The organism is Vibrio sp. 1557 (assembly GCF_033340175.1).
GTDB classification, from domain to species: domain Bacteria; phylum Pseudomonadota; class Gammaproteobacteria; order Enterobacterales; family Vibrionaceae; genus Vibrio; species Vibrio alginolyticus.
In genome coordinates this window covers 221,426-239,366 of the sequence record NZ_JAWOVZ010000005.1, presented here as the reverse complement: position 1 = coordinate 239,366, position 17,941 = coordinate 221,426, and the positions used below count along the sequence as shown (strand labels likewise).

The window sequence follows — 17,941 nt, the reverse complement described above, 5'->3', positions numbered from 1 at the left end:
CTAAAATCGTTAAGACTATTTAATTTGTGACGTACTAGTGATTTATTTTCGTACAATCTAAGCAGAAGAATCTAAACTTAACAATAACCTTTTGTTTTTTAAAACGATAGTTCGGTTAAGTTGTACGAGGTCATTATGATTCCATTCCCTTTACAGCTCGATAAAATTAAAGCCGTGGTGTTTGATTTGGACAACACCTTGGTGAGTTCTGATATGAACTTCGGCGAATTGCGACAACAGCTTGGCTGTCCGCAGAGTGAAGATCTATTGGATTTTGTCGACGCACTTGAGCATCCTCATCATCGAGAGCACGCTCATAACGTGATATTTGATTACGAGATTTCTGATGCTGAGCAGTCTGCTCCAATGATTGGCTGCCATGAATTGCTCGCCCACTTGCATCAAAATGAAATCAAAACCGCTATCGTGACGCGCAACTGCCAAATCGCCACTCAGCGCAAACTAGAGCACAACCAAATCTCAGTAGAACGAGTCATCACTCGTGAATGCTTCCCGCCCAAGCCAGACCCTTTGTCTCTGCAGGTATTGGCGAAAGAGTGGCGTTTGATGCCTGATGAAGTGCTTTATGTCGGCGATTACCTTTACGACTTGCAGGCAGCGTATAACGCGCAGATGCCCTCTTGCCTTGTGCACCATGGGAATCAAGAAACCTTCAATGACTCAGCCTCGTTGGCGCTTAATGAACTCAGCGATTTACTGAGCCATTTCCAATCCTTACCACGCAAATAAAGCACACACATAAAACACGCAAACAAAAAAAGGGGCACCAGCGTGCCCCTTATGACTTATTCCCGATTGTTTCATGCGTTCCCAAGGATTGCTTGGGTGATGCGCTGCTTAGCCTTGTAGGTAAGCGTTAAGCATCCACATTAATTTTTCTTGCTCACGGATGTAGTCACCCATCAATGCCGCTGTACCTTCGTCATCTGCTTCACCCGCGTTTTGTAGAATCTCACGCTGTTTTAGAAGCAGAACGCTAAAGCCTTGAACCAGACCTTGTACACACTCCTCACCAGAAGTAGCGTTTTGATGTTCTTTAATTTCACTTGCTTCCAAGTAGTTGCTGAATGCGTGCGCTGGCGTGTGACCCAAAGTTAGAATACGCTCTGCAAGCTCATCGATTTTTGTTTGTAGATCAGTGTAGATCTCTTCAAATTTTACGTGCAGTTCGAAGAATTGCGCACCTTTAATGTTCCAGTGGTAACCGCGAGAGTTCATGTACAACACTTGGTAATGCGCTAACAGTTGATTGAGCTGTTGAGCTAGTTGTGCTGATTGTTCGCTGTCTAGACCAATTAGGCTTACTTGTTTGTTCATAATCTTGCTCCTAGAAGGATGATACCAATCGTAGTAACGAACGATTCTCTTACCGGGATTGGTATAAAGTTTAAAAATTCTTTTGCAGTATTTGCTGCCGATGGAGTCATATTACGACTCCGGCTCGGCGAAGAGAATTTGGTTTTAGCTATGATTTAAATAGCCAAATCCAATGAGCAAGCAGACGAATATCGGCGTATCATCCAACAAAAAGCCCCAACCCTTTTTGTGTAAAAAGGATTGGGGCTTTTTTACTATTTGGTTAACGTTCAAAAGTCGATGAAAGATGTAAACCTTATCTACGCCGTTTTGAAAGTTGCCATCTGTTGATTCAGCTCAGTAACTTGCTCTTTTACTTGCAATGATGTCTCTGATGCACGTTGGCTGTTATTCGAAACTTCATCCACTGATTGAGTAATACCGGACATCAATCCAGTGATCGAATTGGTCGCATGAGATTGCTGCTCTGCCGCTGCTGCAAGTTCTGCCATTTGCTCATTCAAGGAACCTATTTGCTCAGTAGTAACAAGCAAACGAGTTACCGCTTTTTCAATGTGCTCAGCGCCCTGCTCCGCAAGTGATTGACTGTGTTCAATCTCCTCTACCACCGAATTGGTCGAGCGTTGAATCGCATTGATGATACCGTTGATTTCTGTCGTCGATTGAGTAGTGCGAGTCGCTAACATACGTACTTCATCCGCCACAACCGCAAAGCCTCGTCCTTGGTCACCCGCACGCGCTGCTTCTATCGCGGCATTCAATGCCAGTAAGTTAGTTTGTTCTGCTAAGCCTTCAATCACCTCTGTAACTCGGCCAATGGCTTCGCTCTCTTTGCTTAACTGCGTCACCTGCGTACTCGCGGTTTCAATGCTGCCGTGCAAACTTTCCATAGTGACTTTGTTTTGCTCTAAAGCATCACGACCTTGTTCAATCTCGCCTTTTGAATCAGAAAGCTTCTGCACTGATTGGTTGGCTTGATCTAGGGTGTTACGCGCGGCTAAAGCGATTTCATCCAATTGGCTTCCCATTTCAACAATGCTGGTCTGTTGCTGTTCTACATTCGATGAAGTGACTTGCGCCGATTCCAACAAAGCCCCCATACTGGTATCCACTTGGTGCGCTTTCTCACTCACCCCTGCCACGATGCTCGCTAACGATTGGTTCATGCGGTTAATCGAATCGGTAAGGTCTGCCAATTCATCTTTCCCAACAACAGTTAACGGAGGCTGAGAAACGTCCCCTGAAGCGATCGTCTTTGCACGCTCCGATAAGTTTTTCACTCGGCGACCAATGGTGTTGCCCATGTATTTTGAAATCGCTACTGCGGCAAACAAAACCAATGCCGCGGCAATCAGCATGGTGGTGAGTACGTTTTTGATCGACTGATTAATGCCCTGTCCACTTTGATCTGCACGACTTTGCTGAGCCAATACGATCGTTTCTAAGCTTTGGTCTAGTGCATCCGCTGCTGGCAACAGTTCATTCGCCATTAACAAGTTTGATTCGTTCCACTCTGGCGATTGACGCAATGCAATTACCTGCTCTGCTAAAGGAAAGTACAGTTGCTGCATTTCTTTAAACAGTGACCACAAAGATTGGTCGTTATCAGTAAGTCTGTCGAGTTTGCTATCGATTTCCGCCACAGATTGATTGTGGTATTTAATCAAGTCGTGGTATTTGTCTAGGTGATCTTGCTGCCCGTATAACAGGAAATCTCGCAGTGCAGACAGTGCATTGGCGAGCGAGGTATAGCTGTCGGCATAAACTTTGAACAGACGTTTTCTGTCTCCACCGAATGGGTTTCCTGACTCTTCGTTGATTAAGCTTTGAAGCTGGTCAAGTGCCACTTCTGCAATGGGTGCCGCTTCGTTAATAAAGAGGTTGTGTGCGGGTAAGTTCTCATCACTGTGGCTAAGTTCAATCAGCTTGTTTAGAGAAACTTTTACCGCGTCCCACTGGCTTTGGATCGCTTGAAAATCCTGTTCAGAGATCAACGCCTGCAACGTTGGAAGCGACTCGTCTGTAGATGCCATGATATTACGCACGTCCTCACTCAGACGTGCGCTCGCCTCTTCATCGCCACCTAGCAACATGTAGGCTCGAATCGAGGACAGCGACGCTTGAACGGACTGTTGGATACCGCGACTGGTGTCGACGGTCGGTAAATCGGATTTAAGTAACGAAGAGGCGTATTGCTCTACGGTAGTGACGTTGCGATACGTGAATACCGCTGATGCCATAAAAAGTACGGCTAGCAGCACAAAACTGAGCTGCAACTTCCCTGATATCGTAAGGTTCATCCATAAACTCCTGACAACGATGAGCCTTAAATATAACGATGTTTACAAAAATGTTAAATACAGGTGTCAAAAGTTACTAAGAAAACCATGTAAACCACTATTTTAAGCCTATAAATAGGGCTTATTCGAAGTATGGTATGCGCTCACTACGTAAAATCAGATAATTAACGTAAGTCGTTTCTAAGCAGTCTTGCTCCCACAACGAAAGAATCCGCTTAGTGGCGAAGTAGTAATCTTTATTACGCAGTAACACGCCCACCGTGCGACTGAGCTGCTCAAAGCGCTGTTGCTCATTAGCAGAGATGTCATTGTCCTCATTTTCAATGATGGGCGCCAATCCATCGGCAAACCAATTGTTCAGAATTTCACGCATCTCAAGTTCTGACTCCGGTACATCGATACTCGACAACTCGCGATGCTGTGGTGGCGGTACTATGTACTTTGACGCTTTTGGTGAACTGACATAACGGTACATGTCGCTCCTCCTTGTAAATGACTCTTATACCCAAGTGACTTCAAGATGCAGGATTCAGAGCGTTGTCATTGATTCGGGGTCAAGGAAAACAACGCAGCGTAATAGTCAGCTCTTTCCAAGTTGTTTGACACAGAAACCGAGTCAATGACACGCTCCCGAAGGGCGAGCTGTCTTGGTTTGTATACTTTGTTGTCGATTCTTGATTTAGACCCACTAGACCTTTAAATCGCCGCCGCGTCTACAAACCAAGCCATTCTCGCTGAACCTAACATCTCGAGGTTACTTGGGTATAAACTAGCTAAGAATACTTTTTTCAATTTCCAAGTTTTTTTCTAGAGCTCATAGAAAGAAGCCCAACAAAAAAGCCATGCAAAGTAGGCTCTGCATGGCTTTGGTTTGGGCAGCAATGACACTGCCCTCGTCTAGGACTGGTTACATTGAGCTTTGATCGAAATCGTTGCCTTGGTCAGTACCCGTTTGAGTATCCGAGTCGAAGCTGCCAGAGTCATCCGTGAAGTCAACACCTTGATCTTGACCTCCTGCACTTGTCCAGTCGCTGCCGCCAGATTCCATACCCGCCATATCTGGTTGCTGATCTTGAGCAGAACCTTGCATGGTGTATTGATCATCGACTTCAACTTCAACTGTGCCACTCGCACCTTCTACTGCGCTGCCCAATTCGTCGTAACCTTGGAATTGGATTTCGCTCGTACCTTCGTAACCTTCTGGTAGGTCAACTGATACTGGTTGGTTGAGGTTGCCACTTAATGTGAAGCTACCATCGCCATTATCCAGTGCGTTGCTTACCGATGCACCATCAGGTAGACCGGACATTTCTGCATAATCCACCGATTCGTTACCACTGACCTCATCTGGAACCGAGATAGAAATAGTATCGCCTGGTGCTGCAGTCACATCAGCTGCGCTCTCCTCTTCACTGTCTGCACCGTTTGCTGCTTGCTCTTCAGGCTGTTGCGCTTCGCCAACTTGCTGCTCTGCTGATGCTTGGGCAGTTTGGATTTGTGGCTCGTCGCTTTGCGCTGAATCGTCCGCAACTTGGATGCTCAGATTCTGAGTCAATACTTCACCATTGTCGTTGACCTGAACATCCATAGCCAAATTGCCATCGAAGTCATCGTTCGGCCAGTATGTCCACTCTTCATCACCTGATTTCGCAAAGAAACCAGCATCGTTTGCATCGGCGACATCCAACACTTCTGCAGAAGGGCTAATGCCAAGTTCATCAATCAACTGCGCTTCCGTTAGTGTTAGTGAACCATCATCAGCCAGTGCGTAGCCTTCGCTGGTTGTGGTTTCACCTTCACCTTGGATGTCGACATTGAAGAAGCTCTCAATGCGGTTTTCACCGTCAGTTGCAATGAAGCCAACTTGAACATCTCCGGTGTAGCCTTCTGCTGGTGTGAATTGGTAGTTACCTTGGTTATCGGTCTCTATCACACCTTGACCTTCCATTAGGCTCACTGACTCAATGCTCAAGCTGTCGCCTTCTGCATCGCTCAAGGTCGATAGCATGTCATCATTGGTGAACGACAAGGTGCCATCCGCTGCCATTTCTGTGGTAGAAATGCTGTCGATTTCTGGTGAAGCATTCTCTTGTGGTGCGTCTTCTTTCACGACCACGCCTGTTTGCTCATCATGAAGCACACCGTCTTTATCAATCACGTAAGCGATATCCGCTTCACCCGTAAAGCCTGGTGCTGGATTGAATGTCCATGTGCCATCACCGTTATCGACAATTTCACCTTGGCTGCGATCAGCTAGGTGAACGAATTTCACTTCATCACCCGCGTCAGCGTCCACATTCTCTGCCAATCCGATTAGGTCATCTGCGGTTAGTACAACTGGCTCACCCGCTAAGGTTTCGAAGTCACCTGAATCGATGCCATCTTCGAACTCTTCTGGCTCGTCACCATAATCCACCGTTGTTGCGGTCACGGTTACGAAGAACTCGCCATTAAAGTCAGCCGGAGGCGTCATTTGCAGGTCTGAGATATCCCACTCGTTCAAGTCGATGTATTGACCCGGTTCCGTGATGGTAACGGTGTTCACACCATCCGTAACTTCGAAGCCAACAGGGAAACCAGTCATCACTAGGTTACTTAGCGTTTCTGAATCGTCGATCAGACCGACATTCAAGCCTAGGTGACCTGTTTCGTCCTCACCGAAGACTAACGGACCATCATGGTCGGTTGTGATGACTGCGCCATCCGCAACAGGGCGAACAAACACTGGTACATCAAGTACCGTCTCAAACTCACCGTCACTTACCACGACTTGCAAGTCAGAAACCCCTGCAAAATCGCCAGTCGGTGTGAATGTCCAAGTACCGTCACCGTTGTCTGTTACGTCACCACCATCTTCACCTTCTGCGGTGATAATGCGTGATACGACTAGGTTTTCAGTGTCGATATCGCCGAACAAGTTCATCAGGTCGCCAGCATCGAAGGTGAATGCGCCATCCTCGTCGGTTGCCATAAAGGCATTACCCACATTAAATGGTGCATCGTTGACTGGAATAACATCCACATTCAACGAGCCTTCAACCACTTCTTCACCATCCGTCGCGGTGTAGCCCAGTTCCACCAAACCATTAAAGTCTTGAGTGGTCACCAAGTGGTACATACCATCTGGTTGCTGAGTTAATGTCGCGTTTGCAGGAGCACGAACCGTGATGCTTTCTACGCTGATTTCGTCACCATCAAGATCCGTAACTTGATCAGCGATGTAAGCTGGGTCAATCACCATGACCACATCTTCTTCGCCTTGCATCTGGATGGTTGGCGCTTCTGGTGCATCGTTAACCGCTTCGACGTTTAGATTGCCTTCAACCGGCGTAACTAAATCACCATCGCTGACGCCGAACGACATTGGCACATCACCATTGAAGTTCTCAGCCGGAGTGAATGACCAAGTACCATCACCGTTGTCTAGCAAGTCACCGTATTGCTCATCAATCACTAAGTCGACAGCAGACAGTTCGTCGTAGGTGTTATCGATGTCTGTCGCGTTAGCAAGCAACATGTCCTGCGTGATAAGAATGGTGGTATCTTCGGTGCCAGCAATATTCACTGGCGTTGATTGCGGCGCATCGTTAATTGGGTTCACCGTTAGGTCAACGCCCACTTCCACGCTTGCACCATCGTTATCAATCAAGTCGAAACTTAGGTCTATATCGCCATTGAAGTTCGCATCAGGCGTAATCGTAAAGCTACCATCTTGGTTCTCAACAACGGTTGCATTGGCTACCGCGGTTAAGTTCACTGCTTCTAGATTATCGCTGTCGACGTCACCCGCTTGAGCCAGTAACTGCTCTTGACTCAATGTGATTGAACCGTCTTCATCGACGCTGTAAGCCAAGTCGCCAGATACCGGAGCATCGTTGACTGGCAATACATCAATGTTCGCGTTGGTTGTCGCAGTTGCACCGTCTTCATCAGCGATGACTACGTCTAGGCTTACGCCACCGTTGAAGTTTTCATTTGGTGCGAAGCTGTAAGTGCCATCGTCATTCGCCGTTAGAATGCCGTCGCTACCACTGTAAGAGACGCTTTCTAGGCTCACGTCGCCTTCCACGTCACTTGACTGCGCTAGCAGTTGCTCTTCCGTAAAGATAATGACTTCGTCTTCATTAACAGAGTAACTTGTCGCACCTGCGATTGGTGGATCGTTCACCTCAAGAACAGTAATGCCAGCGGTGGTTGAGTCCGTCGCACCGTCTTCATCTACCACGACAACATCTAGGCTCACCTCGCCGCTGAAATTTTCGTTTGGTGAGAAGGTGTACGTACCATCACCGTTGATTTCCAGCACGCCATCGTTACCGCTGTAGCTCACGCTATCAATCGCCACTTCGCCTTCTATATCAGACGAGTTAGCCAACAGCTGTTCGTTACTAATGGTAATCGAATTGTCTTCATGAACGGTGTAAGCCGTGCTGCCTGCAACCGGTGGATCGTTCTCTGGCGTCACTGTTACATCGATATTTGCCGTCACGGTATCCGTGCCATCGGAAACATCGAAAGTGAAATTCACGTCGCCATTGAAGTTCTCGTTTGGTGCGAAGCTGTAGGTGCCATCACCATTGTCAGTAAGAACACCGTCTGCGCCTGTGTAAGTGACGCCCTCAACAGATAAGTCATCCCCTTCAATATCGGTAGCGCCTGTTAGGAGATCCGCATCAGTAAAGGTCAGCACACCATCTTCACCAATGGTGAGCGCTTGATCTTGTGGTTCAGGCGCATCGTTAACTGGTGACACCAATAACTCAAGGTTGGTTGAGACAACATCATCGCCGTCAGACACATCGAACGTAAAGGTGATATCACCATTAAAGTCCGCATCTGGTGTTAAGGTGTAAGTACCGTCACCATTGTCTGTGATGGTGATGTTTTCATCATCCGTTGCCAAGTTCAGTGCTGTCAGTTGGTCTCCATCCAAGTCACGCGCATTAGCGAGCAAATCTTCTTGCGTGATTAGGATTGAACCATCTTCTTCAACCACAGCAGAAACAGGCAATGCTTCAGGCGTATGTTCAATGTGAGCACCCGTTGCATTGACGTAGATGGTTTGAGAAACGGTTTCAGAATCATTATTTGATAGCTCTGTCGCCGTTGCCGTTACATTGATTTCTAGCTGTTGGTTAAAGTCTTCTGGCAATTGAATCTGTAGCTCTTGTTCAATTGCTGTGGTTGGAAGCGTTACAGAACCATCTGGACCGACTGTTACTTCACCGCTGTAGATCTGGCTGTTCACTTCACCTACATCAATGGTGAAGTTGAAGTCACTATAATCGGCATCGCCGCCACCGTAGAGATCTTCAAAGCCGTAAACCAGTTCACCGTCTTCGTTCACAGTAGTTCGAGTATGTTCAATGCCATCTTGGTTGAGCTCTGAGCTTGTGCCGCCATGGAAGACTGCATCACCAAATTGGCTTTGAATCACGGTTTCAGAACCATCAGCACCCACAAACACGAGTTGTGGGTCGACCGTATCCATGTTCGCAGGAGAGCCATCTGCCGCACGGAACTCATACTGACCATCTTGCATGGACGCAAAGTCATTGAAGTTATGACCGTTAGGAATCAAGAATAGGTTGAAGCTTTCCCCTTCCGAGATTTGGAAGCTGAACTGATCTTGTCCCGGAATGAGGTCACCGCCTCCGCCAACTTGAGAGGCGTTTTCGTACACCACTTCAACGCCCGTGATATTGCCGTCTTCATCAACTTTGTAATAGCCAGCTGCGTTTTGGTAACCCGCGGTTTCACCTTCAAAGGTAACCGTGATTTCAGTATCGTTAAAACTGGTGATACCGTTGTCTTGATCGTTAAGTACCCCTTCGTTGTCGTAGCTGATCACCGAACCTTCTGGAACGCCATCAACGGTCACAGTCAGCGTTTCTGACAAGTCTTGGTCAACCAATGCTGCGGCGATGTTCACTTCAACAATACCGCCTGGCTCAACCAAGATCGCTTGGTCATCCACGTTTCGACCGTCGCCATCAGTGATGACTAGGTCTGGCGCATCTGCCACGGCTTCGATATGGACATTAATGTCTTGCTCAACTTCATCAGTACCGTCAGAAACCGTAAAGCTGAACTGTAAGTCACCACTGAAGTGCTCTTCTGGTACGAAGCTAAATGTACCGTCACCGTTGTCCGTTACAGTACCTTCATCACCCGAGTAGTTAATGCTGGTAACGGTGAGGTCATCACCATCAATATCAATCGCGCCACTTAGCAGATCTTCTTGCGTGAACAGGATGCTGCCATCCTCTTCAATTTGGTACATGCCAGGCGCAACAATTGGAATGTCATTGACTGGATTCACCGTCAATGTCATTTCATTAGCAACACTTAGTTCACCGTCACTCACTTCATAAGTGAATGCAATGTCACCATTGAAGTTTTCCGACGGTGTCACCGTGAAGGTGCCGTCGCCGTTATCCACGATAGAGGCATTCGGATCATTGGTTTCTAGTGCCGTTGCGTATAGGTCATCACCATCTTGATCGCTGGCATTTTCAAGCAGCATTTCTTGTGTCACGAGGATAGAGCCATCCTCGTCCACGTCTGCCACGATTGGCGCTGCTTCTGGTGCGTCGTTGACGAACTCAACTTTCAAGTCGATGTTTGCCGCCACCACATCGGTGCCATCACTCACATCAAACGTGAGGTCAACATTACCAAAGAAGCCCTGCTCTGGCGTTAACGTGTAGGTGCCATCGCCATTGTCTGTCACTTGAACCGTATCGCTTGAGCTCGTCACGTTCACAACAGATAAGTCATCGCCTTCGATGTCCGTCGCTTGAGCCAGCAGCTCTGCTTCAGTAATCGTGATGGCTTCACCGTCTTCTGTGGTGAAGGACAAATCAGGTACATCTGGCAGGTCGTTCACTGGGTTAACAGTGAGGTTTAGATCCGCGGCGACGGTTTCGATCGCGTCAGTTACGTCATAAGTAAATTCGATTTCACCAAAGAAGTTTTCGCTCGGTGTAATCGTAAAGCTACCATCAGCGTTCTCAACGATGGTTGCATTAGGATCGTTGGTCGACAGGTTCACCGCTTCAAGGTTGTCACCATCCACGTCCGTCGCGTTCGCTAATAAGTCTTCTTGAGTGATGGTAATTGAGCCATCTTCATCGACGACCGCATCAACTGGACCGCTAACCTCTGGACCTTCGTTGACGATCTCAACATCGATCTTCGCTGTGCTTGGTGCACTTGCTTGACCATCGCTGATGTCGAAGGTCAGGTTCACTTCACCATAGAAGTTCGAAGTTGGTTCGAAGGTAAAGGTGTTGTCGCCGTTGTCTGTCAACGTACCTTGTGACTGGTCAACAAGCAGCAGATTCTCGATATGCAGAATGTCGCCATCAACATCGGTCGCACCTGATAACAGGTCTTTTGCTTCGATGATGATCGTGCCGTTTTCTAGCATTTGAGTATGCAGCGGTGCACCAGGGACTGGCACATCGTTGATCGGAATAACGGTCAGATCTAGATGGGTATCGACTTCATCGGTGCCATCGAAGACTTTGTAATCGATGTCGACTTCACCATTGAAGTTTTCATTCGGCATAAAGGTGTAAGTGCCGTCGCCATTGTCGACAAGCTCACCGTTGTCACCGCTGTAAGAGATATCAGAGATAGAAAGCGCATCGCCTTCCACATCACTTGTATTCGCAAGCAGATCGTCCGCGCTAAACGTAATGCCCACATCCTCATCAGTCGACAACACAATCGGACCAGAAACGATTGGCGCATCGTTTACTGCTTCGAAGTTGATGTTGATGATGTTGTCGTCAGTGAGTTCACCATCCGTGACTTGGTAACCTAGCTCAATCTCACCGTAGAAGTTCTCATCTGGTGTGACTGTCCATGTACCATCGCCGTTGTCGGTTAACGTAGCGTGCTCCGCGTTATCCCCCACCAGCTCTAGGTTTTGAATATCAAGGACATCACTATCGATATCACTCGCTTGTGCTAAAAGCTGCTCTTCTGTGATAACCACAGAGGCAAACTGCGTAGAACCTTCGGTATCGATGGTCACATTTGGCAAGTCAGCGGTCAGTTCGATTTCACTGTCACCTTCACGGATATTCAGTTCTACCGTTTCCGTGATTTCCGTGCCGTCCACGCCAATAGATGTGAACACCGCTTCATCATGACAAGTTTGCGAAACCGTCATGTTTTGAACCACGTAAGTACCGTTACCTTGAATCGTACCTAGCTCAAAGTAAGACACCGGCTCGTTCACCGTTAGAGTGTAATCCGTCTCATAGCTACCACGATCTTCTTTGTGGTAAGTCATCGAGTCGATCAAGTCACCATCAGAGTTGAATGCGCGAATTTCGACTTCGGTAAAGTGGCGAGACTCTTCCATAAACCAGCCGCCTAGACCATCTAGGTGGAAGCTGATTTCGTTGATGTCTTGACCTTCAACGCTCACAGTCAGTTTTTCATCACCACTCAAGCCTTGACGGTCAGTATCACCAATACCGTGACCGATGTGTGTTTTACCATTCCACGCACCGAGTGGGTCATCATTACTTTGAACGGTAACTTTCAAATCACCATCAACAAACTCACGTGTGTAAGGGTCAACAGCAGTACCCCAATCATCGAGGCTAGCGTTGTCGTCAAAGGTACCAATTTGACTCGTATGCGTACCGTTCGCCAACGCATCATCATTTGGAATGAAGCGCACTTCCGTATCTGCAGGAACCTCCTGCCCGACTTCTAGCTGTACCCATTCGTCATTTAGATTTGCTTCAATGATGCCGTTTTCAGGGGCTTGGTCGAGACGTAACGCAGGCTCTTCACGCAGAGAAACACCCACTGTTTGGTCTTCTTCTGCTTGAATAAAGATCTCGTCGCCCGCTTCTGGCGCATCGTTGACAGGATTAACGGTCAGATCCAACGTGGTCAGAACATCATTTTCGCCATCGCTGATGTTGTAAGTGAAGTCCAACTCACCATTGAAGTTTTCCGTATGCGTAATCGTGAATGAACCATCATCGTTGGCTACGATCGTCGCATCCGGGTCATTGGTTTGTAGATTGCTGGCAACAAGGTCATCACCTTCAATATCTGTCGCATTCGCAAGCAACTGTTCTTGCGTGATGGTGATGGCGTTATCTTCATCCACCTCAGCTTGAATGCCTGACGTTTCTGGTGCGTCGTTCACCGCGATAACATCGATGCCTGCGGTTGTCGTATCCGTTGCACCATCTTGGTCGATGACCGTAACGTCGAGCGAAATGTTACCGTCAAAGTTCTCATTTGGCGTAAAGGTATATGTGCCGTCGCCATTGTCCACGAAGCTACCGTCGTTACCAGAGTAGCTAACATTCGCCAAGGCTACGTCGCCTTCCACATCAGAAGAGTTGGCTAACAACTGCTCGTCACTAATGGTGATTTGACCGTCTTCTTGAACCGTGTAAGACGTTGAACCTGCCACCGGCGGATCGTTCACTGGAGTCACGCTGACATCAATGAATGCAGGTGTTGAACCTGTGCCGTCAGACACATCGAATGTGAACTGAACATCACCGTTGAAGTTCTCATTCGGCGCGAAGCTGTAAGTGCCATCACCATTATCGGTAAGCACGCCGTCCGCACCTGTGTAGAGAACGTTTTCGATAGACAGATCATCGCCATCAATATCCGATGCGCCTTCCAATAGGTCTGCATCCGTGAACAGCAAGGTGCCATCTTCTTCTACCGTGAACTGTTGATCTTGCGCTTGTGGCAAGTCATTCACAGGATTAACCGTAATATCCAGACCAACTTGTACCGAGCCACCATCGTTATCAATGATATCGAAGGTCAGGTCTAGATCGCCGTTGTAGTTTTCATCCGGTGTGATGGTGTAACTGCCATCATCGTTGTATTGAATTGTCGCGTTGTCATCTGTCGATAGATTGATGGCTTCAAGGTTCTCGCTATCAATATCGCCCGCTTTGGCAAGCAGCTGCTCTTGGCTTAGCGTGATTGAGCTGTCTTCGTTGATGGTGTAAGCCAAATCACCCGATACTGGTGGATCGTTGATTGGCAATACGTCGACATTGATGTGCGTATCAACGGTTGCCCCATTTTCATCTTGAATGGTCACATCCAACTGAACTTGACCATTGAAGTTCTCGTTTGGTGCAAAGCTGCAAGTACCATCGCCATTGACGGTAAAGATACCATCCGAGCCTTCATAACTGATGCCAACAAGCTCTACATCACCCTCGATATCAGATGCGTTGGCAAGAATTTGTGACTCACTAAATGTCAGTACTGAATCTTCGTCAACCGTGTAAGACGTTGGACCGGCAACTGGAGGATCATTCACTTCAATGACCGTAATGCCTGCGGTCGTTTCGTCAATCGCACCTTGCTCATCCGCCACAATCACATCAAGGCTGATATCACCACTGAAGTTCTCATTCGGCATGAAGGTGTAAGTGCCGTCACCGTTGTCTTGGAATACGCCATCGGTGCCTGAATAGGTCACGCTATCGATGGACACCGCGCCTTCCACATCCGAAGAGTTAGCCAGAAGCTGCTCGTCGGAAATCGTAATCGCATTATCTTCATCAACCGTGTAAGACGTTGAACCCGCAACCGGAGGATCGTTCACTGGAGTGACGCTCACATCCACATTGGCAGGTACGGTCTCAGTGCCGTCAGAAACACCAAAGCTAAAGCTGACGTCGCCGTTGAAGTTTTCATTTGGTGCAAAGGTGTAAGTACCATCGCCGTGGTCAGTCAGCACACCATCGCTGCCTGTGTAGCTAATGCCATCAACCGTTAAGTTATCGCCATCGATATCGGTCGCACCAGCAAGCAAGTCTGCGTCAGTAAACTGCAGCGTGCCATCTTCTTCAACACTGAACTGCTGGTCTTGAGGAACAGGAAGATCGTTAACCGGATTAACCGTTAGATCCGCCGTTGCTTGGATAGTGTCTGTACCGTCCGTAATGTTGAATTGGATATCAATGTCACCATTAAAGTCCGCATCTGGTGTAATCGTGAAGCTGCCATCATCGTTCGCTGTAACGGTTGCGTTTCCATCGACAGTCAAATCGCTAGCAGTCAGGTCATCACCCTCAATATCAGACGCTTGAGAAAGAAGCTGCTCTTGGCTGAGTGTAATCGCACCGTCTTCATCAACGCTGTAAGCCAAATCACCCGATACTGGCGCATCATTGATTGGCAATACATTCACATTGATGACGGTATCAACTTCTGCTCCATCTTCATCTCGAATGGTCACATCAAGCTGAACTTGTCCGTTAAAGTTCTCGTTTGGCGCGAAGCTGCACGTGCCATCATCGTTAACGGTGAAAATGCCATCCGGACCATCGTAACTAATGCCAACAAGCTCTACATCGCCTTCCACATCAGAGGCATTCAACAGCACTTGCGACTCACTGAAGGTCAGAACTGAATCTTCATCAATAGTGTAAGAAGTTGGTCCTGCGACTGGTGGATCGTTCACTTCCAGCACCGTAATGCCAGCAGTGGTAGCATCCGTTGCGCCTTCTTCATCAGCGACGACAACATCAAGCGTCACTTCACCATTAAAGTTTTCATTTGGAGAGAAGGTGTACGTACCGTCACCATTGATTTGCAACACACCATCGCTGCCAGAGTAGCTCACGCTATCAATCGAGACATCCCCTTCTAAATCCGAAGAGTTTGCCAACAGCTGCGCGTCAGAAATGGTAATAGAGTTGTCTTCGTGAACTGTGTAAGACGTTGAACCAGCCACCGGAGGATCATTCACCGGCGTGACGCTCACATCTACATTCGCTGAAACCGTATCCGTGCCATCAGATACGTCGAAGCTGAAATTCACATCGCCATTGAAGTTCTCATTTGGCGCAAAGCTATATGTGCCATCTCCATTGTCAGTTAGAACGCCGTCGGTGCCTTCATAGCTGATTCCCGTTACAGAAAGGTCATCGCCTTCAATGTCGGTAGCACCTGCAAGCAGATCCGCTTCAGTAAATTGAAGAGTGCCGTCCTCTTCCACACTGAATTGTTGATCTTGAGGAACAGGCAGATCGTTGATTGGATTAACGGTTAGGTCAGCGGTTGCTTGAACGGTATTCGTGCCATCTGAGATATCGAAGCTGATGTCGATATCACCATTGAAGTCTGCGTCTGGTGTGATGGTGAAGCTACCATCGTCATTTTGAGTCACCGTCGCGTTGCCATCTACCGAAAGATTAGATGCCGTCAGTGCATCGCCTTCCACATCGGAAGCTTGCGACAACAACTGCTCTTGGCTCAAACGAATCGAGCCATCTTCATCCACCGAGTAAGCAAGATTGCCAGATACTGGTGCGTCATCGACAGGCGTAACACTGACATCAATGTTGGCAGAAACCGTATCTGTGCCGTCGGACACATCAAAGCTGAAGTTCACATCGCCGTTGAAGTTTTCATTTGGCGCAAAAGTGTAAGTCCCATTACCGTTGTCGGTCAGGATGCCGTCACCACCGTCGTAGCTTACGCCCTCAACTGTTAGGTTATCGCCTTCAATATCCGCTGCGCCAATAAGCAGGTCTGCGTCCGTAAAGATCAGCGTGCCATCTTCTTCCACGCTGAACTGCTGGTCTTGAGGAACAGGTAAATCGTTGATTGGGTTAACGGTTAGATCAGCGGTTGCTTGAACGGTGTTCGTGCCATCTGAGATATCGAAGCTGATGTCGATATCACCGTTGAAATCTGCGTCCGGCGTGATGGTGAAGCTACCATCGTCATTTTGAGTCACCGTCGCGTTGCCATCTACCGAAAGGTTAGACGCCGTCAGTGCATCGCCTTCCACGTCAGAAGCTTGCGACAACAACTGCTCTTGGCTCAAACGAATCGAGCCATCTTCGTCCACCGAGTAAGCAAGATTGCCAGATACTGGCGCATCATCGACAGGTGTGACGCTTACATCAATGTTGGCTGAAACCGTATCCGTGCCGTCGGAAACATCAAAGCTGAAGTTCACATCACCATTGAAGTTTTCATTTGGCGCAAAAGTGTATGTCCCATTACCGTTGTCGGTCAGGATGCCGTCGCCACCGTCGTAGCTCACACCTTCAACGGTTAGGTTATCGCCTTCAATATCCGTTGCGCCAGCAAGCAGGTCAGCATCGGTGAAGATCAGCGTGCCGTCCTCTTCCACCTCAAAGGTTTTATCTTCAGGCACTGGTTCGTCATTGATTGGACGAACGGTTAAATCGATAGAACTTGAAACGGTTTCTTGACCATCACTGATATCAAACGTTAAGTCGAGTTCACCATTGAAATCAGTATCAGGTGTGACGGTATAAGTGCCATCACCATTATCCACAACTGATGCATTAGCACCCACTTGCACGTTAAATGCGGCAAGATCATCGCCATCAACATCACTCGCGTACCCGAGAAGTTGTTCTTGAGTGAAGGTAATAGTGCCATCTTCATCCATGATGTATGCCAGATCTTGCCCTACTTCTGGCGCGTCATTTTCACCTTCGACTTTAATTTGGAACGTCTCGCTCGTAGTTTCGGAGTCGAAATCGTCTTCTACTTGCGTCGTGGTTTCTTCGCTGGTGTCTTGTACATCCACCGCGAAGCTCTCTTCAGTGGTTTCTGAATCTAGCTCGTCACCACCTTGAGAACCTTCAGAGTCTGAAGAAGCACTTGGCGCAGATGAAGTTTGTACCGCTTGTCCTTGCGCTTCATTGCCTTCTGCGTCCGAACCACCTTCAGAGCCAGAGGCATCACCACCACCGACCGCTTGGGCACCCGCCCCAGAATCCGAACCACCGCTGCCCAGAGCCTCGTCACCTGATTCTCCGCTAGAAGCTACACTATCAACAACATTGGATTGTGCAGCGTCAGAGTCGCTGCTACTTTCAGTATCCTCTTCTTGAACTGCGCCACCCGAGCTCACTGCTTCTTCTTCCGTACCCGCGCCACTAGGATTTTCTTCCATCGCACGATTGGCTTCATCAACAGCATCTGCACTTTCAGCACCGGTCGCTACAGTCGAAGAGACGGTCGACTGCTGTTTTTCTTCTTTTGTCCCCGTATCCTTCGTTTCTGTTTGCTCTACCGCATCGTTAAGCTTTTCATTGTCTTTTTCTTGATTAGTGTCGCCTGCCATTACAGCCTCCGTTGCTTTTAGCTAACTGATCGTATTTAGAGGCAGTAAAGGACACCATTTTTAGAAACCAACTTTTTTATACAACTTTTTTCATACCTTTCGAGTTCCATAAAAACAAAAAAATTTGAAAACCCAGTATAAAGATCCTTACTTGTTGTCATTAAAGCAATTA

At 47.9% G+C, this 17,941-nt stretch carries 5 protein-coding genes; 1 reads left to right on the top strand and 4 read right to left on the bottom strand.

The genetic code is table 11. From position 1 onward, the window contains the following. Positions 1 to 135 precede the first annotated feature (135 nt). Positions 136 to 750 (top strand): HAD family hydrolase, encoded by a 615-nt coding sequence (locus R7070_RS09660; protein WP_005375585.1) that lies wholly within the window; start codon positions 136 to 138, stop codon positions 748 to 750. A gap of 108 nt (positions 751 to 858) precedes the next feature. On the opposite strand, the gene R7070_RS09655 is transcribed toward R7070_RS09660, so the two are convergent. The 4 genes from R7070_RS09655 to R7070_RS09640 form a co-directional block, all read right to left on the bottom strand. Then, entirely contained in the window at positions 859 to 1,338 is a 480-nt protein-coding gene (locus R7070_RS09655) for a Dps family protein (RefSeq protein WP_005388254.1), read from the bottom strand. A gap of 299 nt (positions 1,339 to 1,637) precedes the next feature. Beyond that, positions 1,638 to 3,638: a methyl-accepting chemotaxis protein gene (locus R7070_RS09650; protein WP_053303759.1), complete on the bottom strand. Its 2,001-nt coding sequence runs from the start codon at positions 3,636 to 3,638 to the stop codon at positions 1,638 to 1,640. A 121-nt stretch (positions 3,639 to 3,759) separates the two neighbouring features. Further along, on the bottom strand, positions 3,760 to 4,113 hold the full coding sequence (locus R7070_RS09645; protein WP_033906832.1) for a hypothetical protein: 354 nt from the start codon (positions 4,111 to 4,113) through the stop codon (positions 3,760 to 3,762). Between the two features lie 432 nt (positions 4,114 to 4,545). Then, positions 4,546 to 17,769 (bottom strand): tandem-95 repeat protein, encoded by a 13,224-nt coding sequence (locus R7070_RS09640; RefSeq protein ID WP_318141194.1) that lies wholly within the window; start codon positions 17,767 to 17,769, stop codon positions 4,546 to 4,548. Positions 17,770 to 17,941: the final 172 nt, after the last annotated feature.